This window comes from Haloarcula amylovorans, from assembly GCF_004681185.1.
Taxonomy (GTDB): Archaea; Halobacteriota; Halobacteria; order Halobacteriales; family Haloarculaceae; genus Haloarcula; species Haloarcula amylovorans.
Window position 1 is genome coordinate 1,083,899 of record NZ_SRIF01000002.1, and the last position, 20,122, is coordinate 1,104,020.

Below are 20,122 nucleotides of genomic sequence, written 5' to 3' on the forward strand. Positions count from 1 at the left end.
CCTTTGACAGCCTGCCTTTTAATCTCCGCCTTCGGACGCGCCGCTGCGCGCCTCGCGTCCCAGCGACTTCTCGACGGCATCTACCTTCTCGCTGGCGCGCTGGTCGACCCCGCGCTTGTCGTCGATCTTCAGGAACGTCTCGACACGGTCCGACTGCGCGCCGACGGCTTCGTGTGCAGCGTGGGCCGCCGCGAACAGTTCCTCGCTGTCCTCGGCCTCGATGATCGTCCCCATCGGCGTCGTCTCGTACTCCACGTCGAAGTCGTCCAACGCCGCGACGGCGTCGGCGACGTACGGTGCCATACTCTCTTCGACGACCGGTGCGACGGACAGGAAGCCGATACAGGTCATAATCGAACGTTCGAACGGCCCCGACCTAACGCTGGTGTTCCGACTGATTCAATTAATAGTATGTCTCGCGTGCGACGCATGAACGGTGGCCGGGAGCGGCCTCCGTGCCGCGAAGACGGGGAAGGGCAGGCTGAGAGCATCCGGCGGCGAAGCCGCCGGTTCACCGAATCTGAGCGAAGCGAGGATTCGGCCTTTTTCACCGACGTTCGTTAGAGCGAAGCTCTAACGCAACCCGTCAGAAGTCTTCGACTTCTGAGGACGCTTTTCAAGGAGTGGTTCTCCGCAGTGAGCCGGAGGCTCACGAGGAAACCCGACGACGAAAAAGGTCGTAGAAGATGCGCTGGAGGGGATTTGAACCCCTGTTGTGACCATGGCAAGGTCACGTGATACCACTACACTACCAGCGCCCTGTTACATCACAATCTGGCGAGGGTGACAGTAAAAAGCCTTCCGTTTTTCCGGGGAAATCGTGGGACGTGAGGGCATTCTACTTACCGGGTCGTTCGGCCACGTTAGGCGACCCATCCTTTCGGAACCGGCAAAGACCGGGTGGGCTGTTCGGGGGCTATCGGCGGCGACGGGCCGTGTGAACGCGTCTCAACGCACGCGCGAAGCGGGGTCTTTTTACCGTAGGGACGGAGAAGTATCGGCACAGTCTAGTGGCGCGACGTGGAAGCGTCACGGCATGACGACCAGCGTACTCGTGCCGTCTTCCCTCACACGGGAAGCCGAAGACCGCCGTGAGGCGACTCGCAAGCTCGGATACGTGGCCCGCGCGGCCACCGTGTTCCGGGCCGACCGGCTGACAGTGTTTCCCGACCCAGACGGGGCGGGCAAATGGGAAGACGGGTTCGTCGAAACCGTGCTGCGGTACGCCGCGACGCCCCCGCACCTCCGAAAGGAGATGTGGGGCAAGCGGGACGAACTAGAGTACGTCGGCGTCCTGCCGCCGCTCCGCGTGCGTTCACAGACCGGCTCCGGATCTGAGGGTTCGGGGTCGTTAAGACAGGGAATCGTGACCGAGGTCGGAGCTGATGGGCGCGTCCGGGTCAATTGCGGCATGCAACACCCGATCTCCCTCCCCGTTCCAGACGGTCTGGAAGCGGCGGAGGGGGAGCGCGTAACCGTCAGGGTCTCTTCGCGACGGCCGGTCCGGGCGAAACTCGTCGATCACCCCACGCCGGGGTTCGACGTCGTTACCGCGGACCTCGATGCAGCACTCTCGCGTGACGACGCCGGACTCACCATCGCGTCATCGCGATACGGTGAGCCGGCGACGACGCGGCGTCTCGGCCAACTGGCCGAGCGCCGGGATGCCGAGGGCAGCATGACAGTCGCCTTCGGGGCACCCGAGCGTGGGTTACCGTCGATACTCGACGTGGACCCGGGCTCCGTCGGCGGAGACCAGACAAGCGACGACCCCACAGGGTTCGACCTCTGGCTGAATACGGTTCCGAACCAGGGCAGCGAGGTGGTGCGAACGGAAGAAGCACTGTTCGCCTCCCTTGCCTGTCTAACCCTCACGGAGTAAACGTATGCCACAACCAAGCAGACCACGCAAAGGCTCGCTGGGCTTCGGCCCGCGCAAGCGCTCGACGACCGAGACGCCCCGCTTCAACAGCTGGCCGTCCGACGACGGGCAGGCGGGCGTCCAAGGGTTCGCCGGCTACAAGGCTGGCATGACACACGTCGTGCTCGTCAACGACGAACCCAACTCCCCCCGAGAGGGGATGGAGGAGACCGTCCCGGTGACGGTCGTCGAGACGCCGCCGATGCGCGCCATCGCCCTGCGAGCGTACGAAGATACGCCGTACGGCAAGCGTCCGCTGACGGAGGTCTGGACCGACGAGTTCCACGGTGAACTCGACCGGACTCTCGACCTGCCGGAGGACCACGACCCGGACGCTGCAGAGGAACAGGTACGCGACGCACTCGACAACGGGAACCTCGGGGACGTGCGACTCATCACGCACACCGTCCCCGACGCCGTCCCGAGCGTCCCGAAGAAAAAGCCCGACGTGATGGAGACTCGCGTCGGCGGTAGCTCGCTCTCAGAGCGCCTCGACTACGCGCTCGAACTCGTCGGTGACGGCGGGGAACACGCGATGAACGACGTGTTCCGCGCCGGTGAGTACACCGACGTCGCGGGCGTCACCAAGGGCAAAGGGACGCAGGGTCCCGTCAAGCGCTGGGGCGTCCAGAAGCGAAAGGGCAAGCACGCCCGGCAGGGCTGGCGGCGCCGAATCGGTAACCTCGGCCCGTGGAACCCCTCCCGCGTGCGCTCGACGGTCCCCCAGCAGGGCCAGACCGGCTACCACCAGCGCACCGAACTGAACAAGCGTCTCGTCGACATCGGCGAGGGCGACGAAGCGACCGTCGACGGCGGCTTCGTCAACTATGGCGAGGTCAACGGGCCGTACACGCTCGTGAAGGGCTCGGTGCCCGGGCCGGACAAGCGCCTGGTGCGCTTCCGCCCCGCGGTGCGTCCGAACGACCAACCGCGCCTCGACCCCGAGGTGCGCTACGTCTCCACCGAATCGAACCAAGGATAACCTATGCAGGCAACTATCTACGATCTGGACGGCGAGGCCGACGGCGAGGTCGACCTGCCGGACGTCTTCGAGACGCCCGTGCGGACCGACCTCATCCAGAAGGCCGTTCGCGCCGCCCAGGCAAACCGAAAGCAGGACTACGGGACCGACGAGTACGCCGGTCTCCGTACTCCGGCCGAATCGTTCGGTAGCGGTCGCGGACAGGCACACGTCCCGAAACAGGACGGTCGTGCCCGCCGCGTCCCGCAGGCGGTCAAGGGCCGCGCGGCCCACCCGCCGAAAGCCGAGAAGGACCGTTCGCTCGACCTCAACGACAAGGAACGTCAGCTCGCCGTCCGCTCGGCGCTCGCCGCCACGACGGACGCCGAACTCGTCGCCGACCGCGGCCACGAGTTCGACCGCGACGAAGTCCCCGTCGTCGTCTCCGACGACTTCGAGGACCTCGTGAAGACCCAAGAGGTCGTCTCCCTGCTGGAGGCACTCTCGCTTCACGCTGACATTGAGCGCGCGGACGACACGAAAATCAAGGCCGGACAGGGGAAGGCACGCGGTCGGAAGTACCGCCGCCCATCTTCCATCCTGTTCGTGACCAGCGACGAGCCATCGAAGGCCGCCCGCAATCTTGCGGGCGTCGACGTGGCGACGGCCCGCGAGGTCAACGCAGAGGACCTCGCACCCGGCGCAGCGCCCGGTCGGCTCACCGTCTTCACCGAATCCGCCGTCGAGGAGGTCGCAGACAGATGAGTTGGGACGTCATCAAGTACCCGCACGTCACGGAGAAGGCCATGAACGACATGGACTTCGACAACAAGCTCCAGTTCGTCGTCGACGACCGAGCCAACAAGGGCGACGTGGCAACGGCCATCGAGTCCCAGTACGAGGTCTCGGTGGTTAACGTGAACACACAGAATACGATGGACGGCGAGAAGAAGGCCGTCGTTCGCCTCTCCGAGGACGACGACGCCCAGGAAGTCGCCTCCAGGATCGGGGTGTTCTAACGATGGGACGACGAATTCAGGGACAACGACGCGGTCGCGGGACGTCCACGTTCCGGGCGCCCTCCCACCGCTACAAGGCAGACCTACAGCACCGGAAAGTCGAGGACGGCGACGTCGTCGCCGGGACGGTCGTGGACATCGAACACGACCCCGCTCGCTCGGCACCCGTCGCGGCCGTCGAGTTCGAGGACGGCGACCGCCGCCTCGTGCTCGCGCCCGAGGGCGTCGGCGTCGGCGACGAACTACAGGTCGGCGTCAGCGCCGAGATTGCCCCCGGGAACACGCTCCCGCTCGCGGAGATTCCCGAAGGGGTTCCGGTCTGCAACGTCGAGTCCAGCCCCGGCGACGGCGGGCGCTTCGCCCGCTCGTCGGGTGTCAACGCTACGCTGCTCACCCACGACCGCAACGTCGCGGTCGTCAAGCTCCCCTCCGGGGAGATGAAGCGGCTGGACCCGCAGTGTCGCGCCACCGTCGGCGTCGTCGCCGGCGGCGGCCGCACTGACAAGCCGATGGTCAAGGCCGGGAACAAGTATCACAAGATGAAAGCGCGCGGGACGAAGTGGCCCAACGTCCGCGGTGTGGCGATGAACGCCGTCGACCACCCCTTCGGTGGCGGTGGCCGCCAGCACCCCGGCAAGCCCAAGTCCGTCTCGCGTAACACGCCGCCGGGACGCAAGGTCGGGGACATCGCCTCGAAGCGGACCGGCCGAGGTGGCAACGAATGAGTTCGGAATATCAAATCGGCCACGAAGGAGAGTTCTCCTTCCGCGGCCACACGCTCGACGAGCTGCAGGAGATGGAGCTCGAAGAAGTCGCGGAACTGCTCCCCGCTCGCCAGCGGCGAAGTATCAAACGCGGTCTGACCGAGGAGAAGCAGAAACTGCTCGAGAAGGCCCGCGACGCCGAGGAGGAGGCGACGGCGAACGACCCCATCCGGACACACCTGCGCGACATGCCGGTGCTGCCGGAGATGGTCGACATCACCTTCGCCGTCCACGCCGGTCAGAGCTTCGAGCGCGTCAAAGTCGAGCCCGCGATGCTCGGTCACTACCTCGGTGAGTTCCAGCTCACCCGTAGCGACGTCGAACACGGCCAGGCCGGTATCGGGGCGACACGCTCCTCGAAGTTCGTACCGCTCAAGTAATCATGGGAATCAGCTACTCAGTCGACGCCGACCCGGAAACCACCGCGAAAGCCATGCTCCGGGAGCGGCAGATGAGCCACAAGCACAGCAAGGCCGTCGCCCGAGAGATCAAGGGCAAGACGGCGGGCGACGCCGTCGAGTTCCTCGAAGCGGTCATCGAGGGCGACCAGCCGGTCGCGTTCAAACAGCACAACTCGGGCGTCGGCCACAAGAGCAAGGTCGACGGCTGGGACGCCGGTCGCTACCCGGAGAAGGCCAGCGAGGCCTTCATCGACCTGCTGGAGAACGCCGTCGGCAACGCCGACCACCAGGGCTTCGACGGTGAAGCCATGGAGATAATGCACGTCGCCGCCCACAAGGTCGGCGAACAGCAGGGTCGCAAACCGCGTGCGATGGGCCGGGCCTCCGCCTGGAACTCCACGCTGGTCGACGTCGAACTCATCCTTGAGGAGGTCGAGAACTGATGGCCGACGAACAGCAATTCATCGAAGACGGCCTTCAGCGGACCCAGATCGACGAGTTCTTCGCAGACGAACTCGGTCGTGCGGGTTACGGCGGCATGGACGTCGCCAAGACCCCGATGGGGACCCAGATCGTCCTCAAAGCCGAGAAACCCGGAATGGTCATCGGCAAGGGCGGGAAGAACATCCGCAAGATCACGACGGAACTCGAAGACCGGTTCGACCTCGACGACCCGCAGATCGACGTGCAGGAAGTCGACGAACCGGACCTCAACGCCCGCATCGTCGCGGACCGTCTGGGCAACGCCCTCGAACGCGGCTGGTACTTCCGCAAGGCCGGTCACACCACGATCGACCGCATCATGGAAGCCGGCGCGCTGGGTGCCGAGATCGTCCTCTCCGGGAAGGTCACGGGCGCTCGCTCGCGCGTCGAGAAGTTCAACCGCGGCTACATCAAGCACAACGGCGAACCCGCCGAAGAGATTGTCGACAGCGGTGTCGGCGTCGCCGTGATGAAACTCGGTACCATCGGCGTGCGGGTGAAGATCATCCCGCCGAACGCCGAACTCCCCGACGACTTCGAGATCTACGAGGACGTCGAGGTCGAGGACTACGTCGCCGAGACCGACGGCGAGTCAGTCGAGGAACTCCTCGAAGGCGAACCCGAAGACGAGAGCGTCGAGGGTGCCGATGTCGAGGTCTCCGACGAACCCGACGACGGCGACGAGCAGGTCGCCGACGACGGCCGCGACGAAGAGGCCGAGGTCGAAGAGGAAGTCGTCGCAGAAGAGGTCGACGTTCCGACCGATGACGACGTCGAGGACGTCGATGTCGACGAACTCGAAGACGCCGTCGACGAGGAACTCGACGAGGACGTCGAGGCCGAAGCCGAAGAACTCATGGGCGAGATGGATAGCGCGGACGACCAGGAGGATGACGAAGAATGACCGTCCTCCACGTCCAGGAAGTCCGTGACATGACGGCCGCCGAGCGAGAGGCGGAACTCGACGACCTCAAGACGGAACTGCTCAACGCCCGGGCCGTGCAGGCCGCGGGTGGTGCTCCGGAGAACCCGGGTCGCATCAAACAACTGAAGAAGGCCATCGCCCGGATCAAGACGATTCAGCGCGAAGACGGCGACCTTCAGGAGAACGAATAATGCCACTGACACCCGAGACGCTCTCACGTCACGAACTCGTCGGCCTCGACGTCGAGGTCGTCGCCGCGTCCAATCCGGACGCTATCGGCATCAGCGGAGTCGTCGTCGTTGAGACGACGCAGACGCTGACCATCGAGGGAGCAGACCGGGTGTGGCACGTGCCGAAGGACAGCGCGACGTTCGCGTTCACGCTCGACGACGGACCGCGAGTCCGCGTCGAGGGCGAGACGCTCGTCGCTCGTCCCGCTCGTCGCACAGAGAATTCAGGTGATTCCAAATGGCGCTAGGACTGAACGTACAGGAACCGGAAACGACCTGTACCGACCAGAACTGCCCGTTCCACGGAGAGCTCTCCGTGCGCGGTCAGACGCTGGACGGTGAGGTCGCTTCCACTGACATGGAGAAGACCGTCGTCGTCGAACGTGAGTACGACGTGAAGGTGCCGAAGTACGACCGCTTTATGAAGCGGCGGAGCCGCGTTCCGGCTCACGCACCCGACTGTCTCGACCTCGCGGTCGGTGACACGGTCACGATAGCAGAGTGTCGACCGCTCTCGAAGACGAAGAGTCACGTCGTCGTCAGTGTGGGCTCGGACGAGGCCACAGACGACGCCGAGGACGGTGAGAACTAATGGAGGCGCTCAACGCAGACGTCACCCAAGGACTGGAGAAGGGCTCGCTCATCACGTGTGCCGACAACACAGGCGCACGCGAGCTGAAAGTCATCTCCGTCCACGGCTACTCGGGGACGAAAAACCGGCATCCGAAGGCCGGGCTGGGCGACAAGATCACGGTGTCGGTCACCAAGGGGACGCCCGAGATGCGTCGTCAGGTGCTCGAAGCCGTCGTCGTCCGACAGCGAAAGCCAATCCGCCGTCCAGACGGCACCCGCGTCAAGTTCGAAGACAACGCGGCCGTCATCGTGGACGAGAACGAGGACCCGCGCGGGACCGAGCTGAAAGGTCCTATCTCGCGGGAAGTCGCGGAACGGTTCGGAAGTGTCGCCTCCGCAGCGACGATGATTGTATAGAACCATGAGCAAGCAACCAGACAAACAGCGAACGAGTCAACGACGCGCGCCGCTCCACGAGCGACACAAGCAGGTGCGGGCCACGCTCTCGGCCGACCTCCGCGAGGAGTACGGCCAGCGAAACGTCCGCGTCAACGCTGGGGACACTGTCGAGGTGCTCCGTGGCGACTTCGCCGGCGAAGAGGCCGAAGTCGTCAACGTCGACCTCACGGACGCCGTCATCCACGTCGAGGACGTCGTCCTCGAGAAGACCGATGGCGAGGAAGTCCCCCGCCCGCTCGACACCTCGAACGTTCGAGTGACCGAGCTGACGCTCGAAGACGACCAGCGCGAAGCGCGTCTCGAATCGGAGGATGATTCCGCATGAGTAAGCATCAGAAGCGACTCTCGGTGCCGGACAGCTGGCCCGTAGAGCGCAAGACAGCGACGTTTACGGTGAAGGCCGGTGCCGGCCCGCACGGTGAATCGGGGGTCCCCCTCCTCATCGTTTTGCGGGACGTGCTCGGCTACGCCGACAGCCGCAAAGAAGCGCGCTACGCGCTCAACGAGGACAACGTGCTCATCAACGGTAAGGCCGTCTCCGACGAGGAGCGGCCTGTCGGGATGTTCGACATCCTCGCCTTCACCGAGCGCGACGAGTACTATCGGGTGTTCCCCGGCGAGGGCGGTCGGCTGGCGCTGACCCCCATCGTCGCGGACGCAGCCGACTCCAAACTGGGCAAGATCGTCAACAAGACCCACGTCGCCGGTGGCGACGTTCAGTTGGCGCTCCACGACGGCGAGACGCTCGTCGTCGAAGACGACCAGACCTACGACGTCGGCGACTCCATCGTCGTCGACAACGAGAGTACCGACGTGGTCGCCCACTTCGAGTACGAGGAGGGCGCACTCGTCACGGCCGTCGACGGCGCACACGCCGGCGAAATCGGGACTGTCGACGAGATTCAGGTCACGCCCGGCTCCGCTCAGAACAACGTCCTCGTCTCGCAGGAAGACATCGACGGCGAGGAGTCGGAGGGAGACGCCGACGGCTTCGAGACGGTCGAAGAGTACGTCGTCGTCATCGACGAGAACTTCACGGGCGACGGAGGTGACGACGAATGAGTTCCGAGAGCGAATCCGGTGACTTCCACGAGATGCGGGAACCCCGCGTCGAGAAAGTCGTCGTCCACATGGGCATCGGTCACGGTGGCCGTGACCTCGCCAACGCCGAGGACATCCTCGGCGAGATTACGGGACAGAACCCGGTTCGGACGAAGGCCAAGCGGACCGTCGGCGAGTTCGACATCCGCGAGGGCGACCCCATCGGTGCGAAGGTCACCTTGCGCGACGAGGCCGCAGCAGAGTTCCTCGACACCGCCCTGCCGCTCGCCGAGATGAAACAGAGCCAGTTCGACGACACCGGCAACTTCAGCTTCGGCGTCGAAGAACACACCGAGTTCCCGAGCCAGGAGTACGACCCGAGCATCGGAATCTACGGGCTGGACGTGACGGTCAACCTCGTCCGCCCCGGCTACCGCGTCGCCAAGCGAGACCAGGCGTCGCGCTCGATTCCGTCGAACCATCGACTCAACCCCGAGGACGCAACGGCGTTCGTCGAGTCGACCTTCGACGTGGAGGTGAGCGAATGAGCGAAAGTGAAACCACAGAAGAGCCCGACGCCGCCGAGAGCGAGCGGACCGGCCAGCTCGAGTCCTGTCAGCGCTGCGGGCGCGAACAGGGACTCGTCGGCAAGTACGACATCTGGCTGTGTCGCCAGTGCTTCCGCGAAATCTCGCGGGGAATGGGCTTTAAGAAGTACAGCTAACCATGACAGGAAACGACCCATTCGCCAACGCCCTATCGGCCATCGACAACGCCGAGAGCGTCGGGCATCTGGATCAGACGGTATCGCCCGCTTCGAACGAGATCGGCTCCGTCCTCGAGGTCTTCTACGACCGCGGGTACATCGACGGCTTCAGCTTCGTCGACGACGGCAAGGCCGGTGAGTTCGAGGTCGAACTGAAAGGTGCCATCAACGAGTGTGGCCCGGTCAAGCCCCGCTACTCTGCGGGTGCAGACGAGTTCGAGAAGTGGGAGAAGCGGTTCCTCCCTGCCCGTGACTACGGGACACTCGTCGTCTCGACCAGCCACGGCATCATGAGCCACTACGAGGCCCGCGAGGAGGGCGTCGGTGGCCAAGTCATCGCGTACGTATACTGACAATGCCACGAGTAGAACTGGAAATTCCGGAGGACGTGACCGCCGAACTGGACCATCTCGACCTCACCGTCGAGGGTGACAACGGTAGCGTCACGCGTCGGCTCTGGTATCCCGCTATCGACGTCTCCGTCGAGGACGGCGTCGTCGTCATCGAGTCCGAAGAAGCGGACGCGAAGACGAACTCGACTATCGGGACCTTCGAGAGCCACGTAGAGAACATGTTCCACGGCGTGACCGAGGGCTGGGAGTACGAGATGGAAGTCTTCTACTCTCACTTCCCCATGCAGGTCAACGTCGAAGGTGACGAAGTCGTCATCGAGAACTTCCTCGGCGAGCGAGCGGCCCGTCGGACCACCATCCACGGTGACACCGACGTGTCGGTCGACGGTGAGGAACTGACCCTGTCTGGGTCCGACATCGAAGCCGTCGGCCAGACCGCCGCGGACATCGAACAGCTCACGCGCATCAACGACAAGGACGTGCGCGTGTTTCAGGACGGGGTGTACATCACCCAGAAACCGAGCCGAGGTGACGCCTAATGGCAGACAACCCCGACAGAAAAAGCAGCGACGCCGACGCGAACGAGGAGGCCCTCACACAGGGTGACGGCCCGCAGGAAGACGTCGAGTCCGAACAGCCGCTCGACGGCGAGCGCGCCGAAGACCCCGACGAGGTCGCAGAGCAGGCCGAATCGGACGAGGAGTCCGAAACGGACGACGGCGAGGAAGAAGAAGAACTCGAGCTGACCGACATCAGCGGCGTCGGCGACTCGAAGGCCGAATCGCTTCGCGAGGCCGGCTTCGACACGGTCGACGACGTTCGCGCTGCCGACCAGTCCGCACTCGCGGAGGTCGACGGTATCGGGAACGCGCTCGCGGCCCGAATCAAGGCCGACGTCGGCGGACTCGAAGTCGATACCGAGACCGAGGCCGAAGTCGAAGAGGAAGGCGGCGAAGAAGAGCCCGACGAGGACGTGGAGACGGAACTCCAGCCTCGCGGGCTCGCCGAGAAGACGCCCGACCTCGACGACGAAGCGGCTCGACTGCTGGCACAGCGACACCGCGTCGGCACGCCGCAGTTCAACCGACAGGACTACCACAAGAAAAAGCGCGTCCCGACCGCCTGGCGCCGCCCGCGCGGCCAGCTATCGAAGCAGCGCCGCGGCATCAAAGGGAAAGGCGACACGGTCGAGGCGGGCTTCCGCTCGCCGAAGGCAGTCCGCGGGAAGCACCCCTCGGGCTTCGAGGAGGTCCGCGTGCACAACGTGGACGACTTAGAGGGCATCGACGGCGATGTCGAGGCGGCCCGGATCGCCTCGAAGGTTGGTGCCCGCAAGCGCGAGCGCATCGAGGAAGCAGCCGAGGACGCGGGTATCCGCGTGCTCAACCCCACCTACGTCGAAGTCGAGGTGAACGAGTAATGACGGACCTCTCCGCACAGAAGCGACTCGCAGCGGACGTCCTCGACGTCGGGAAGAATCGCGTCTGGTTCGACCCCGAACAGCAAGGGGACATCGCGGACGCGATTACCCGCGAGGACGTGCGCGAACTAGTCGATGAGGGCGCCATCCAGGCGAAAGACAAGAAGGGCAACTCCCGCGGCCGCGCCCGGGAACGCCAGAAGAAGCGTGCGTACGGCCACCAGAAAGGTGCCGGCAACCGAAAAGGTAAGGCCGGGGCACGTCAGGACCCCAAAGAAGAATGGGAGTCGCGCATCCGCGCACAGCGAAAGAAGCTGCGCGAACTGCGCGACGACGGCACGCTCTCGAGTTCGCAGTACCGCGACCTGTACGATAAGGCAGGCGGTGGCGAGTTCGACAGCGTGGCCGACCTCGAACGATATATCGACGCAAACCACGGTGACGAATAATGGCGACAGGACCACGATACAACGTGCCGATGCGGCGACGCCGCGAGGCCCGTACCGATTACCATCAGCGGTTGCGCCTGCTGAAATCCGGCAAGCCCCGCCTCGTTGCTCGAAAGAGCAACAAGCACGTCAGGGCGCAGCTGGTGACGCTTGGCCAGAACGGTGACCGAACGCTCGCGGCCGCACATTCGAGCGATCTCGAAGAGTACGGCTGGGAGGCCCCGACGGGCAACATGCCCGCGGCATACCTCACCGGTCTGCTCGCCGGGCTTCGCGCGCAAGATGCGGGCGTCGAGGAAGCGGTGCTCGACATCGGCCTCAACACCCCGACCCCAGGTAGCAAAGTATTCGCAATACAGGAAGGCGCAATCGACGCCGGGCTCGAAGTCCCCCACAACGACGACGTGCTCGCCGATTGGCAGCGCACGCGCGGTGCCCACATCGCCGAGTACGCAGAACAGCTGGACGACCCGCTGTACAGCGGAGACTTCGACGCCGAAGACCTCCCGGAACACTTCGACGAAGTGCGGGAGACACTACTCGAAGGTGACATCGAACTATGAGCGCTAACAACGGCTGGGAACCCCGGACACGCCTCGGCAAGCGGGTTGCCGAGGGCGACATCGACTCCATGCAGGAGGCGCTGACATCTGGGCTTCCCCTGAAAGAATCGGAAGTCGTCGACCAGCTCGTCCCCGATCTGGAAGACGAAGTACTGGACATCAACATGGTCCAGCGGATGACCGACTCCGGCCGGCGGGTGAAGTTCCGCTGTGTCGTCGTCGTCGGGAACCGCGACGGCCTCGTCGGCTACGCTGAAGGGCGTGACGACCAGGTCGGCGGTGCCATCCAGAAGGCCATCGACGTGGCGAAACTGAACCTCATCGACGTCTCCCGCGGCTGTGGGTCCTGGGAGTGTGGCTGTGGCCGTCCGCACACGGTCGCGCTACGCACGCAGGGCAAGGCCGGGAGCGTCGAGGTTGAGCTACAGCCCGCACCGCGCGGGCTGGGGCTCGCGGGCGGAGAGACCGTCCGCCACGTGCTGGAACTGGCCGGTATCGAGGACATCTGGACGCGCAGTAGCGGGAACACGCGAACTACGGTCAACTTCGCGAAGGCGACGTTCAACGCCTTGCAGAACACGGCCGAGGCTCGCGTCCCCGAGCGCACGTTCGAGAAGCGTGAGGTGATCGAGTGATGCAAGCGCTCGTTCAGATTCGTGGTGACGTCAACATGGATACGGACATCCACGACACGCTGAAGATGCTGAACATCCACCACGTCAACCACGCGACGCTGGTCCCGCAGACGGAGACGTACCGCGGGATGGTCTCGAAGGTCAACGATTTCGTGGCCTTCGGCGAGCCGAGTCAGGAGACCGTCGAACTCCTGCTCTCGACGCGCGGCGAGCCGCTCGAAGGCGACGCCGACATCGACGACGAGTGGGTCGGCGAGAACACCGACTACGACGACGTCGAAGGCCTCGCCTCGGCGCTCGTCGAAGAGGAGACGACGCTCAAAGAGCAGGGTCTCTCCCCGACGCTTCGTCTGCACCCGCCACGCGGCGGCCACGAGGGCATCAAACATCCCACCAAGGAAGGCGGTGAACTCGGGAAACACGACACCGAGGGGATCGACGACCTCCTGGAGGCGATGCGATAATGACGAGCAAGAAACGACGACAGCGCGGGTCGCGCACGCACGGTGGCGGGTCGCACAAGAACCGACGCGGTGCCGGACATCGCGGTGGCCGCGGTGCCGCCGGCCGTGACAAACACGAGTTCCACAACTACGAGCCGCTGGGCAAGAGCGGTTTCAACCGCCCGGAGCAGGTTCAAGCGGACGTCGCGACGATTGACGTCCGCGAACTCGACGAGAACGCGCCGCTGCTGGCAGCCGACGGCGTCGCCGAAGAAGACGGTGACGGCTACCACATCGACGCCCGTGACGTCGTCGAGGACGGCTACGAGGCCGACGTGGTGAAGGTGCTCGGTGCCGGGCAAGTTCGTAACGAACTCACCATCGTCGCGGACGCCTTCTCTGACGGTGCAACGGAGAAGGTCGAATCGGCCGGTGGCGCGACGGAACTGAGCGAACGCGGCCAGGAACGGCAAGCGGAAGCCGAAGACGACGAGGCCGACGCGGACGACGAGGAGTAACGACAGATGAGCTGGAAGGACACCGCCGAACCGTTGCTCGTCAGGATGCCAGCAGTCCGTCGACCGGAGGGCCACATCCCGTTCAAGCGCAAACTGATGTGGACCGGCGGCGTGTTGGTGCTGTACTTCTTCCTGACGAACGTCAAGCTGTTCGGTCTCGACATCGACGCGAGCCAGGACGTCTTCGGCCGGTTCGGGTCGATTCTGGCCTCGGGGCAGGGGAGCATCCTGCAATTGGGTATCGGTCCCATCGTCACGGCGTCCATCGTGTTACAGTTGCTCGGCGGGGCCAACCTGCTCGGGCTGAATACGCAGGACGACCCGCGAGACCAGATCCTCTATCAGGGGCTGCAGAAGCTGCTGGTGCTGGTGATGATCTGTCTGACGGGCCTGCCGATGGTCTTCGCCGGCGGGTTCTTACCCGCTGATACGGCCGTCGCGCAGTCGCTGGGTATCGGCACCACCGGTGTCCAGTGGCTCATCTTCGCGCAGATATTCGTCGGTGGTGTCCTCATCCTGTTCATGGACGAGGTCATCTCCAAGTGGGGCGTCGGCTCCGGTATCGGACTGTTCATCGTCGCCGGCGTGAGCCAGCGGCTGCTGGGTGGCCTGCTCTCGACGCCCTTTATCGGTGGCCGGAGCGGCATCCTCTACACCTGGTTCCAGTTCATCACTGGCGAACAGACGACCGGGCCGGTCCTCGCCCCGGGCGGTCTGGAGACTGTGTTCCTCGGCCAGGGTCAGATCCTGGCGCTGGTCACCACGATCCTCATCTTCTCGGTGGTCGTCTACGCCGAGTCGGTGCGCGTCGAGATTCCGCTCTCGAACGCGCGCGTGAAGGGGGCTCGTGGTCGCTTCCCGGTGAAGCTCATCTACGCGAGCGTCCTGCCGATGATTCTCGTCCGGGCGCTGCAGGCAAACATTCAGTTCCTCGGGCGCATCCTGCACTCGCAGCTGGGAACGCTCCCAGCGTGGCTGGGAAGCTACAACAACGGCCAGGCGACCGGTGGGTTGTTCTACTATCTGGCCCCGATTCAGTCACCCGGTGACTGGATGTGGTGGCTGGAAGCGACGACCAACCCCGCCTGGCAGATACTCATCCGCGTCGGGATCGACCTGACGTTCATGCTAGTCGGCGGCGCTGTCTTCGCCGTCTTCTGGGTCGAGACGACCGACATGGGCCCGGAAGCGACGGCCAAGCAGATTCATAACTCCGGGATGCAGATTCCCGGGTTCCGCCAGAACGTCGGCGTCATCGAGAAGGTGCTCGAACGCTACATCCCGCAGGTCACCGTCATCGGCGGTGCCCTCGTCGGGTTGCTCGCAGTGATGGCCAACATGCTGGGTACCATCGGCGGCGTCTCCGGTACCGGGCTGTTGCTCACGGTCTCCATCACGTACAAGCTGTACGAGGAGATCGCAGAGGAACAGCTCATGGAGATGCATCCGATGATGCGCCAGATGTTTGGCTGAAACCGCCGAAATCTTTCTTTCCGATCGCTCTCGTCGGGAGCTACATCTGCGTCGAACCGGGCCGTAGCTGGCCCGCAAACGGAAAAAGAGAGAGATATCTCACAGCCATCCATTCGTCTACCGCTCGTCGGTGCTAACGGTTGGCATCCTCAGGGCGTCAGCCAGCAGTCGGTGTCGTCGTATTAGTCGGTGTCGTCGGCGTGGATCCGCCGGTTGGCGTCGAGTCGGACGTGGTCTCCTCGTCGGTGTCGAGTTCGGGTCCGGGGACGTTGTCGGGTGCGTCACCCGCCGCGAGGAACGAGAGGAGGTTGCCGACAAATACCTCGTTGTCAGCATCGTACAGTTCCGTCCGTTCGAGGACGGACGCGTCGGCGACGAAGACGACGTTCTCCGTGCGGGCGACCGTTGGGTACTGTCCGGTGCGGCGGGTCTGGAGCGTCTGCGTTCCGTCAGCGGCGGTATACACCACGTCGGCGTCGCTGTCTTCGCGCACGGAGACGTAGCTGCCGGTGTCGAAGGTGACGGTGTCGACACCCTCAGTCAGCGGACCATCGCCGCTCGGGGTCGTGTAGATACTCTTGAAGTTGTTGTCGTTGGCCCCGTCGTCGACGTTGAACAGCGTCTCGGCACCCATGCGGAACCCGTACTGGCTCGTCAGGTTGTTCGCGCCGAAGGAGACGACCGTCGAACTGGCGATCAGCCCGCCGCTGATACGCGTCTGGGTCGGCTCGCCGAGGATCACGACGTGGCCGCCGGCGTCGGTGTAGTTTCTGAGCACCGCACGTTCCGTCGCGGTGAACTCCTGGGTCGGTTGGACGACGAGCAGCCCCTCGTGGCCGGCGAGCGTCTCGTTATAGGGTTTCTCGTCGGTGCTGTCCGGATACGAGAGACTATGGCCTGTCCTGAACACCGCCTCCTCGATGGGTTCGAGGTCTGCACGGGAGAACTGGTTGCCGTGACTATCGTCGACGAGGAGGCGTGCGCTCCCGCTCTCGACCGCGAGCGTGCCGGTCTCTGGGTCCGCGTCGGCGTTGACGCGCTCTGGCTGGAACGGGGGCGGCGACTGGCCGTCGATGCTCGTGCCGTCGGGCGACTCCGAGGTCCCGCCGACGGCGAGTCCTAGCAGTGCTACTGCGCCGAGGACGACGACCAACACGACGACGTAGGCGGCCAGCAGTCTGACCGCACTGCCCTCAGCCATCGATGTACACCTCCGAAGCGTTGGTCTCCGGGACGCCCCAGACGGCGTAGTACTTCACTGGTCGCTGGAACTGTCCGTCGTCACTGTTGTCGTCGACAACCTCGCTGTCGCCACCCTCGATCCGGATAGACGCGTTGCCCAACAGGAGTGTCGGACTCGACGCTTGGGGTTCAGTCATGTAGATATCGTATCCGTCGCCCTCGATTCCCTCGGCGCGACTCGCCGCGCGCTCGATGGCGGTATCGAGGTCGCCGATGCGGTCGGCGAAGCCGTTCTCGACGGCACGGCCGCCGAGGTACGCGCGGCCGTTCGCCACCTCCGTTCGGTCGAGCGAGAGGGTGTCACCGCGGTGGTACATGACCGTCCCGACGAAGGCTCGCTGGAGTGACTCCATCTCTGTGCGGACACTGTCGATGCCGATCTGTGCCTTATCCGGGCCGGAGCGGACGAACTGCTCCTGTTGCTGGCCGGCCTGCTCGATAACGCTCGGGGACGCCTGGACGATGACGCCAATGCTGCCGACGGTCGAACTGGGTTTGACGATTATTTCGTCGGATGAGACGATACCGAAGTACCCACCCGAGGCCGCCGCCCCCTCGACGTACGCGACTACCGGCATCTCGCTCGCCGTTCGGTTGACCGCCAGATAGAACTCCTCGCTCGCGTCTACGGGACCGCCAGGACTGTCGACGCGGAGGACGACGGCTTCGACCGAGTCATTGTTTCGAATCGCCCGCAACTGCTCGGCGACGCCGTTGACGTTTACATCGTTGGTCGGTCCCCGTAACGTGACGACGGCCACGGATGGACGCTCCTCGTCGGCGATCGCCGCCGCGTTCCAGACCATCGGGCCGACGATCGCGCCGGTGACGAGGGCGGCCGTGACGACGACCACGTACGCTGCCACAGTTGTCGCTGAAAGTTTATTTTTGACTGACACGATTCCCGGTAGGTACCACCCGAAGTATAAACTAGGGTCGGGTCACCTGTCACGTTCGGCGGCGTGCGAGTAGTGTCGCTACCGTCATCGCCAGTAGCGCGACGACGGCCCCGAATCCGGAGCCGTCTGCCGCTGTCGCCTCCCTTTCGCTGGCAGTCTCAGTCGGTTGACCGTCGGTTTCGCCCGCTTTGGTTTCTTCGGTGCGAGTGGCCCCTGGCGTCGCCGTCGTTTTCGACGCAACAGTAATCGTCGCGTTCTCTCCGCTCGCGGCGACGGTGTGGGTGCCGGGTTCGGTGAAGCGGTGGACGACCGTTGCGGTCGCGCGATCGCCGGCCGGCACCGCGAGCGTTCTGGACCGAGCGTCGCCTAATCCGGTGACGCGTACCGTCCCGTTACCCGCTCGCTTGCCCGCGTTGGCCATCTCGACGATGACGGCCACGGGGTCGCCGACGGCGGCCGTCGAACGGTTCGCTCGCACGTCAGCCACCGACAGCGCGGCTCTCGGGACGCCGATGGTGTGGTTTGCGGGCGCGGCAGTCTCGATGCGATAGCGGTACCGCTCGCCGCCGTCGAGGCGCGTCGTGTTCACGGCCGTTGCGCTGCCGTTTTCGTCGCGGTAGGCCGTGACCGCGGAGGCGTTCGCCGCGTCGAGACGCGAAGCGGGGACGCTGACCGTAAGCGTCACGCCGGGCGCGCCGCTTGCGTCGGTCGTGACGGTACCTAACGATCGGATACCGGCGTTCTCGTCGCTCGCGCGCTCCGGCTCGGCGACGCGGAGCGCGACCGGCGTTCGACCGGCGGCGACCGTCATTCGCTCGTACGTCAGGTTCCCGACAGTGATGTCGGGCGTGACCTGGTAGGTGTCGTCGTCCATCTCGCCGGCTATACTGACGACGGCGCTTCGTCCGTCGGGTCGGCTGACCGAGACGCGCGGTTCGTTCGGTGGGGAGTCGGCGTCGTTGCTATCGCCCCCGCTCGGGCCGTCGCTCCCGCCGCTGTCTCTGCCACTGCGGTCGCTGTCGCCGCCGTCTCCGCCACCTGCGCTATCGTCGTCATCGTCGCTTTCAGCGTCACTGTCCGAGTCGGACGCCGGCGCGACCACCACCGTCGTCGCATCGGTGGCGGTGCGGTTCCGGCCGTCGGCGACCGCGAGTTCGAACGTGAAGGCCGTTCGCTCTTTCACAGACGGCGCGGTGAACGTGGGCGTCGGCGAGGCGGTATCGCTGAGGCTGACCGACGGTCCGTCGGCCTGCGTCCACGCGTAGGTCGGCGACCCGACGACTACCTCAGATCCCGCCCCGTCGAGTTCGATCCGTGTCCCCGCTTCGACGGAGCGATTCGCCCCGGCGTCGGCCGTCGGCGGTGGCGATCCCGCCGCAGTGACGGTAACCGTATCGGTCGCGGTGGCGTCGCCGTCGTTGACTGCCAACTCGAAGGTCAGCGGCGTGGGTTCGGTGGCTTCGGGGACTTCGAACCGTGGCGCGGCCGTATCGTTGGCCGACAGCGAGACGGTCGGCCCGGCGACCTGTCGCCAGCCGTATGAGAGCCCATCGCCGTCGGGGTCCGTGCCATTTCCATCGAGGCGAATCTCGTCGCCGGGGTCGGCGGTGCGGTTGGTCCCGGCGTCGGCGGTCGGGGCGCGGTTCCGACGGTCGACGGTCACGGCGACGCTGTCGGTCGCCGTCCGGTTCGCCCCGTCGGTGACGGTCAGGTCGAACGTGAGCGTCCGCGTCTCCGCGGGCACGGGGGCCGCGAGCTCAGGTGTCGCCGTCGTACCGTCAGACAGCGTGACGTTCGGCCCGTCGGTTTGTTCCCAGCGGTAGGTCAGGCCGTCGCCGACGGGATCCAGAGATTCGCTCGCGTTCAGTTCGACCCGCGCGTCGGCTTCGACGGTTCGGTTGGTCCCGGCGTCGGCCGTCGGTGGCGGCGTCTCGGGGTCGCCGCTCACGGTGAGGGTATCGGTCGTCGCGTCGGTCACTCGCTCGCCCGTCTCCTCGTAGATGGCGGAGCCGGTCGCTCGGAGTTCGTACTCGCCGACCGACGCGTTCCGGGGCACGCTGAGGGCGAACTCGACGGCGTGGTCCTCGCCGTCAGTCCAGAGCCACGCAGTCCCATCCGCTCCAGTTCGGGCCCCATCGTCGTCCTCGACCGAGAGTGTCCAGTTCTCGGGGAGCGTGACGTCGATCGCAGGGGCGTCCACGTCATCGACATCGACGGCGACTTCGACCGGTACCGACCCGCCGGGAGCGACGCGCTCCTCGTCGAGCGTCTGGCCCACGACGACGGTGTCGTCCGGTGCGGCGAGCGCCACTGTGGGGGCGGCGACCAGGACAACGAGCGAGCACGCGACGACGAGGAGTCGACGGGCGCGGGCCGCCGACATCAGCTCTCCTGTGGCGTCGCGGTGGCCGCTCCTCGTTTCGATGCGACGGCTGGAACCTGGCGGTGGAGAGATGGCATACGTGTCCGTAGTAGGGAAATCTCTCGGGTTTGTTATGCCGGGCTTGTCGGCGTAAGCGGTCGTTTCTCCCCGCCGTCTCCGGGGGTAGCAGTGTTCGCCATCGACGCGAATGTTCGGTATAAC

29 protein-coding genes and 1 tRNA gene are annotated in these 20,122 nt (G+C 65.2%); 25 read left to right on the forward strand and 5 right to left on the reverse strand.

Annotated features, from left to right (window positions below):
• Nucleotides 1-18 precede the first annotated feature (18 nt).
• Both E4S61_RS12765 and E4S61_RS12770 read right to left on the reverse strand, forming a co-directional pair.
• On the reverse strand, nt 19-351 hold the full coding sequence (locus E4S61_RS12765; protein WP_135304313.1) for an MTH1187 family thiamine-binding protein: 333 nt from the start codon (nt 349-351) through the stop codon (nt 19-21).
• Between the two features lie 336 nt (nt 352-687).
• Nucleotides 688-758, reverse strand: a tRNA-Gly gene (locus tag E4S61_RS12770).
• Nucleotides 759-1,036: 278 nt separating this feature from the next.
• On the opposite strand from E4S61_RS12770, the gene E4S61_RS12775 reads away from it, so the two are divergent.
• From E4S61_RS12775 to secY, 25 genes are read left to right on the forward strand one after another with little or no spacing between them, the layout of a single operon-like run.
• Nucleotides 1,037-1,882: a putative RNA uridine N3 methyltransferase gene (locus tag E4S61_RS12775; RefSeq protein WP_135304314.1), complete on the forward strand. Its 846-nt coding sequence runs from the start codon at nt 1,037-1,039 to the stop codon at nt 1,880-1,882.
• Between the two features lie 4 nt (nt 1,883-1,886).
• Nucleotides 1,887-2,903 (forward strand): 50S ribosomal protein L3, encoded by a 1,017-nt coding sequence (rpl3p, locus tag E4S61_RS12780; RefSeq protein ID WP_135304315.1) that lies wholly within the window; start codon nt 1,887-1,889, stop codon nt 2,901-2,903.
• Nucleotides 2,904-2,906: 3 nt separating this feature from the next.
• On the forward strand, nt 2,907-3,647 hold the full coding sequence (gene rpl4p, locus E4S61_RS12785; RefSeq protein ID WP_135304316.1) for a 50S ribosomal protein L4: 741 nt from the start codon (nt 2,907-2,909) through the stop codon (nt 3,645-3,647).
• Nucleotides 3,644-3,901 carry a 50S ribosomal protein L23 gene (locus E4S61_RS12790; protein WP_135304317.1) on the forward strand — a complete coding sequence of 86 codons (258 nt, stop codon included), beginning with the start codon at nt 3,644-3,646 and terminating at the stop codon, nt 3,899-3,901. Before rpl4p ends, E4S61_RS12790 begins: the two co-directional genes overlap by 4 nt.
• Nucleotides 3,902-3,903: 2 nt before the next feature.
• Nucleotides 3,904-4,626: a 50S ribosomal protein L2 gene (locus E4S61_RS12795; protein WP_135304318.1), complete on the forward strand. Its 723-nt coding sequence runs from the start codon at nt 3,904-3,906 to the stop codon at nt 4,624-4,626.
• Nucleotides 4,623-5,045, forward strand: a complete 423-nt coding sequence (locus tag E4S61_RS12800) for a 30S ribosomal protein S19 (protein ID WP_135304319.1) — start codon at nt 4,623-4,625, stop codon at nt 5,043-5,045. Before E4S61_RS12795 ends, E4S61_RS12800 begins: the two co-directional genes overlap by 4 nt.
• 2 nt (nt 5,046-5,047) lie before the next feature.
• Nucleotides 5,048-5,509 carry a 50S ribosomal protein L22 gene (locus E4S61_RS12805; RefSeq protein ID WP_135304320.1) on the forward strand — a complete coding sequence of 154 codons (462 nt, stop codon included), beginning with the start codon at nt 5,048-5,050 and terminating at the stop codon, nt 5,507-5,509.
• Nucleotides 5,509-6,453 carry a 30S ribosomal protein S3 gene (locus E4S61_RS12810; RefSeq protein ID WP_135304321.1) on the forward strand — a complete coding sequence of 315 codons (945 nt, stop codon included), beginning with the start codon at nt 5,509-5,511 and terminating at the stop codon, nt 6,451-6,453. The genes E4S61_RS12805 and E4S61_RS12810 overlap by 1 nt, the downstream gene beginning before the upstream one ends.
• The gene (gene rpmC, locus E4S61_RS12815; RefSeq protein ID WP_135304322.1) at nt 6,450-6,665 is read left to right on the forward strand and encodes a 50S ribosomal protein L29; all 216 of its coding nucleotides are present in this window, start codon (nt 6,450-6,452) and stop codon (nt 6,663-6,665) included. The genes E4S61_RS12810 and rpmC overlap by 4 nt, the downstream gene beginning before the upstream one ends.
• On the forward strand, nt 6,665-6,952 hold the full coding sequence (locus tag E4S61_RS12820; protein WP_135304323.1) for a ribonuclease P protein component 1: 288 nt from the start codon (nt 6,665-6,667) through the stop codon (nt 6,950-6,952). The genes rpmC and E4S61_RS12820 overlap by 1 nt, the downstream gene beginning before the upstream one ends.
• Complete coding sequence (locus E4S61_RS12825) at nt 6,943-7,296, forward strand: 30S ribosomal protein S17 (RefSeq protein ID WP_135304324.1); 354 nt, start codon at nt 6,943-6,945, stop codon at nt 7,294-7,296. Before E4S61_RS12820 ends, E4S61_RS12825 begins: the two co-directional genes overlap by 10 nt.
• Nucleotides 7,296-7,694: a 50S ribosomal protein L14 gene (locus E4S61_RS12830; protein WP_135304325.1), complete on the forward strand. Its 399-nt coding sequence runs from the start codon at nt 7,296-7,298 to the stop codon at nt 7,692-7,694. Before E4S61_RS12825 ends, E4S61_RS12830 begins: the two co-directional genes overlap by 1 nt.
• 4 nt (nt 7,695-7,698) lie before the next feature.
• Nucleotides 7,699-8,061, forward strand: a complete 363-nt coding sequence (rplX, locus tag E4S61_RS12835) for a 50S ribosomal protein L24 (RefSeq protein ID WP_135304326.1) — start codon at nt 7,699-7,701, stop codon at nt 8,059-8,061.
• On the forward strand, nt 8,058-8,798 hold the full coding sequence (locus E4S61_RS12840; protein WP_135304327.1) for a 30S ribosomal protein S4e: 741 nt from the start codon (nt 8,058-8,060) through the stop codon (nt 8,796-8,798). Before rplX ends, E4S61_RS12840 begins: the two co-directional genes overlap by 4 nt.
• Nucleotides 8,795-9,325, forward strand: coding sequence for a 50S ribosomal protein L5 (locus E4S61_RS12845; protein WP_135304328.1), 531 nt, complete (start codon nt 8,795-8,797; stop codon nt 9,323-9,325). Before E4S61_RS12840 ends, E4S61_RS12845 begins: the two co-directional genes overlap by 4 nt.
• On the forward strand, nt 9,322-9,501 hold the full coding sequence (locus tag E4S61_RS12850) for a 30S ribosomal protein S14 (protein ID WP_135304329.1): 180 nt from the start codon (nt 9,322-9,324) through the stop codon (nt 9,499-9,501). The genes E4S61_RS12845 and E4S61_RS12850 overlap by 4 nt, the downstream gene beginning before the upstream one ends.
• Nucleotides 9,502-9,503: 2 nt before the next feature.
• Nucleotides 9,504-9,896, forward strand: coding sequence for a 30S ribosomal protein S8 (locus E4S61_RS12855; protein WP_135304330.1), 393 nt, complete (start codon nt 9,504-9,506; stop codon nt 9,894-9,896).
• 2 nt (nt 9,897-9,898) lie between these two features.
• Nucleotides 9,899-10,435 (forward strand): 50S ribosomal protein L6, encoded by a 537-nt coding sequence (locus tag E4S61_RS12860; protein WP_135304331.1) that lies wholly within the window; start codon nt 9,899-9,901, stop codon nt 10,433-10,435.
• Nucleotides 10,435-11,316 (forward strand): 50S ribosomal protein L32e, encoded by an 882-nt coding sequence (locus E4S61_RS12865; RefSeq protein ID WP_135304332.1) that lies wholly within the window; start codon nt 10,435-10,437, stop codon nt 11,314-11,316. Before E4S61_RS12860 ends, E4S61_RS12865 begins: the two co-directional genes overlap by 1 nt.
• Nucleotides 11,316-11,765: a 50S ribosomal protein L19e gene (locus tag E4S61_RS12870; RefSeq protein ID WP_135304333.1), complete on the forward strand. Its 450-nt coding sequence runs from the start codon at nt 11,316-11,318 to the stop codon at nt 11,763-11,765. Before E4S61_RS12865 ends, E4S61_RS12870 begins: the two co-directional genes overlap by 1 nt.
• Entirely contained in the window at nt 11,765-12,328 is a 564-nt protein-coding gene (locus E4S61_RS12875; RefSeq protein ID WP_135304334.1) for a 50S ribosomal protein L18, read from the forward strand. The genes E4S61_RS12870 and E4S61_RS12875 overlap by 1 nt, the downstream gene beginning before the upstream one ends.
• On the forward strand, nt 12,325-12,963 hold the full coding sequence (locus E4S61_RS12880; RefSeq protein WP_135304335.1) for a 30S ribosomal protein S5: 639 nt from the start codon (nt 12,325-12,327) through the stop codon (nt 12,961-12,963). The genes E4S61_RS12875 and E4S61_RS12880 overlap by 4 nt, the downstream gene beginning before the upstream one ends.
• Nucleotides 12,963-13,427, forward strand: a complete 465-nt coding sequence (gene rpmD / locus E4S61_RS12885; RefSeq protein WP_135304336.1) for a 50S ribosomal protein L30 — start codon at nt 12,963-12,965, stop codon at nt 13,425-13,427. The genes E4S61_RS12880 and rpmD overlap by 1 nt, the downstream gene beginning before the upstream one ends.
• Nucleotides 13,427-13,924 (forward strand): uL15m family ribosomal protein, encoded by a 498-nt coding sequence (locus E4S61_RS12890; protein WP_135304337.1) that lies wholly within the window; start codon nt 13,427-13,429, stop codon nt 13,922-13,924. The genes rpmD and E4S61_RS12890 overlap by 1 nt, the downstream gene beginning before the upstream one ends.
• A gap of 6 nt (nt 13,925-13,930) precedes the next feature.
• The gene (secY, locus tag E4S61_RS12895; RefSeq protein WP_135304338.1) at nt 13,931-15,397 is read left to right on the forward strand and encodes a preprotein translocase subunit SecY; all 1,467 of its coding nucleotides are present in this window, start codon (nt 13,931-13,933) and stop codon (nt 15,395-15,397) included.
• A 157-nt stretch (nt 15,398-15,554) separates the two neighbouring features.
• Here secY and E4S61_RS12900 read toward each other — a convergent pair whose 3' ends face one another.
• From E4S61_RS12900 to E4S61_RS12910, 3 genes are all read right to left on the reverse strand, one after another.
• Nucleotides 15,555-16,598, reverse strand: coding sequence for a motility-associated ABC transporter substrate-binding family protein (locus E4S61_RS12900; protein WP_135304339.1), 1,044 nt, complete (start codon nt 16,596-16,598; stop codon nt 15,555-15,557).
• A complete protein-coding gene (locus E4S61_RS12905; protein WP_245180720.1) occupies nt 16,591-17,505 on the reverse strand; it encodes a S49 family peptidase in 915 nt (304 codons plus the stop codon). The genes E4S61_RS12900 and E4S61_RS12905 overlap by 8 nt, the downstream gene beginning before the upstream one ends.
• A gap of 82 nt (nt 17,506-17,587) precedes the next feature.
• Nucleotides 17,588-19,921, reverse strand: a complete 2,334-nt coding sequence (locus E4S61_RS12910) for a PKD domain-containing protein (protein WP_135304340.1) — start codon at nt 19,919-19,921, stop codon at nt 17,588-17,590.
• Nucleotides 19,922-20,122 lie beyond the last annotated feature (201 nt).

Excerpts from the sequence above, each read along its gene's own strand:
- E4S61_RS12765 (WP_135304313.1), bottom strand. The coding sequence starts at position 351 with ATGACCTGTATCGGCTTCCTGTCCGTCGCACCGGTCGTCGAAGAGAGT.
- E4S61_RS12775 (WP_135304314.1), top strand. The coding sequence starts at position 1,037 with ATGACGACCAGCGTACTCGTGCCGTCTTCCCTCACACGGGAAGCCGAA.
- rpl3p (WP_135304315.1), top strand. The coding sequence starts at position 1,887 with ATGCCACAACCAAGCAGACCACGCAAAGGCTCGCTGGGCTTCGGCCCG.
- rpl4p (WP_135304316.1), top strand. The coding sequence starts at position 2,907 with ATGCAGGCAACTATCTACGATCTGGACGGCGAGGCCGACGGCGAGGTC.
- E4S61_RS12790 (WP_135304317.1), top strand. The coding sequence starts at position 3,644 with ATGAGTTGGGACGTCATCAAGTACCCGCACGTCACGGAGAAGGCCATG.
- E4S61_RS12795 (WP_135304318.1), top strand. The coding sequence starts at position 3,904 with ATGGGACGACGAATTCAGGGACAACGACGCGGTCGCGGGACGTCCACG.
- E4S61_RS12800 (WP_135304319.1), top strand. The coding sequence starts at position 4,623 with ATGAGTTCGGAATATCAAATCGGCCACGAAGGAGAGTTCTCCTTCCGC.
- E4S61_RS12805 (WP_135304320.1), top strand. The coding sequence starts at position 5,048 with ATGGGAATCAGCTACTCAGTCGACGCCGACCCGGAAACCACCGCGAAA.
- E4S61_RS12810 (WP_135304321.1), top strand. The coding sequence starts at position 5,509 with ATGGCCGACGAACAGCAATTCATCGAAGACGGCCTTCAGCGGACCCAG.
- rpmC (WP_135304322.1), top strand. The coding sequence starts at position 6,450 with ATGACCGTCCTCCACGTCCAGGAAGTCCGTGACATGACGGCCGCCGAG.
- E4S61_RS12820 (WP_135304323.1), top strand. The coding sequence starts at position 6,665 with ATGCCACTGACACCCGAGACGCTCTCACGTCACGAACTCGTCGGCCTC.
- E4S61_RS12825 (WP_135304324.1), top strand. The coding sequence starts at position 6,943 with ATGGCGCTAGGACTGAACGTACAGGAACCGGAAACGACCTGTACCGAC.
- E4S61_RS12830 (WP_135304325.1), top strand. The coding sequence starts at position 7,296 with ATGGAGGCGCTCAACGCAGACGTCACCCAAGGACTGGAGAAGGGCTCG.
- rplX (WP_135304326.1), top strand. The coding sequence starts at position 7,699 with ATGAGCAAGCAACCAGACAAACAGCGAACGAGTCAACGACGCGCGCCG.
- E4S61_RS12840 (WP_135304327.1), top strand. The coding sequence starts at position 8,058 with ATGAGTAAGCATCAGAAGCGACTCTCGGTGCCGGACAGCTGGCCCGTA.
- E4S61_RS12845 (WP_135304328.1), top strand. The coding sequence starts at position 8,795 with ATGAGTTCCGAGAGCGAATCCGGTGACTTCCACGAGATGCGGGAACCC.
- E4S61_RS12850 (WP_135304329.1), top strand. The coding sequence starts at position 9,322 with ATGAGCGAAAGTGAAACCACAGAAGAGCCCGACGCCGCCGAGAGCGAG.
- E4S61_RS12855 (WP_135304330.1), top strand. The coding sequence starts at position 9,504 with ATGACAGGAAACGACCCATTCGCCAACGCCCTATCGGCCATCGACAAC.
- E4S61_RS12860 (WP_135304331.1), top strand. The coding sequence starts at position 9,899 with ATGCCACGAGTAGAACTGGAAATTCCGGAGGACGTGACCGCCGAACTG.
- E4S61_RS12865 (WP_135304332.1), top strand. The coding sequence starts at position 10,435 with ATGGCAGACAACCCCGACAGAAAAAGCAGCGACGCCGACGCGAACGAG.
- E4S61_RS12870 (WP_135304333.1), top strand. The coding sequence starts at position 11,316 with ATGACGGACCTCTCCGCACAGAAGCGACTCGCAGCGGACGTCCTCGAC.
- E4S61_RS12875 (WP_135304334.1), top strand. The coding sequence starts at position 11,765 with ATGGCGACAGGACCACGATACAACGTGCCGATGCGGCGACGCCGCGAG.
- E4S61_RS12880 (WP_135304335.1), top strand. The coding sequence starts at position 12,325 with ATGAGCGCTAACAACGGCTGGGAACCCCGGACACGCCTCGGCAAGCGG.
- rpmD (WP_135304336.1), top strand. The coding sequence starts at position 12,963 with ATGCAAGCGCTCGTTCAGATTCGTGGTGACGTCAACATGGATACGGAC.
- E4S61_RS12890 (WP_135304337.1), top strand. The coding sequence starts at position 13,427 with ATGACGAGCAAGAAACGACGACAGCGCGGGTCGCGCACGCACGGTGGC.
- secY (WP_135304338.1), top strand. The coding sequence starts at position 13,931 with ATGAGCTGGAAGGACACCGCCGAACCGTTGCTCGTCAGGATGCCAGCA.
- E4S61_RS12900 (WP_135304339.1), bottom strand. The coding sequence starts at position 16,598 with ATGGCTGAGGGCAGTGCGGTCAGACTGCTGGCCGCCTACGTCGTCGTG.
- E4S61_RS12910 (WP_135304340.1), bottom strand. The coding sequence starts at position 19,921 with ATGTCGGCGGCCCGCGCCCGTCGACTCCTCGTCGTCGCGTGCTCGCTC.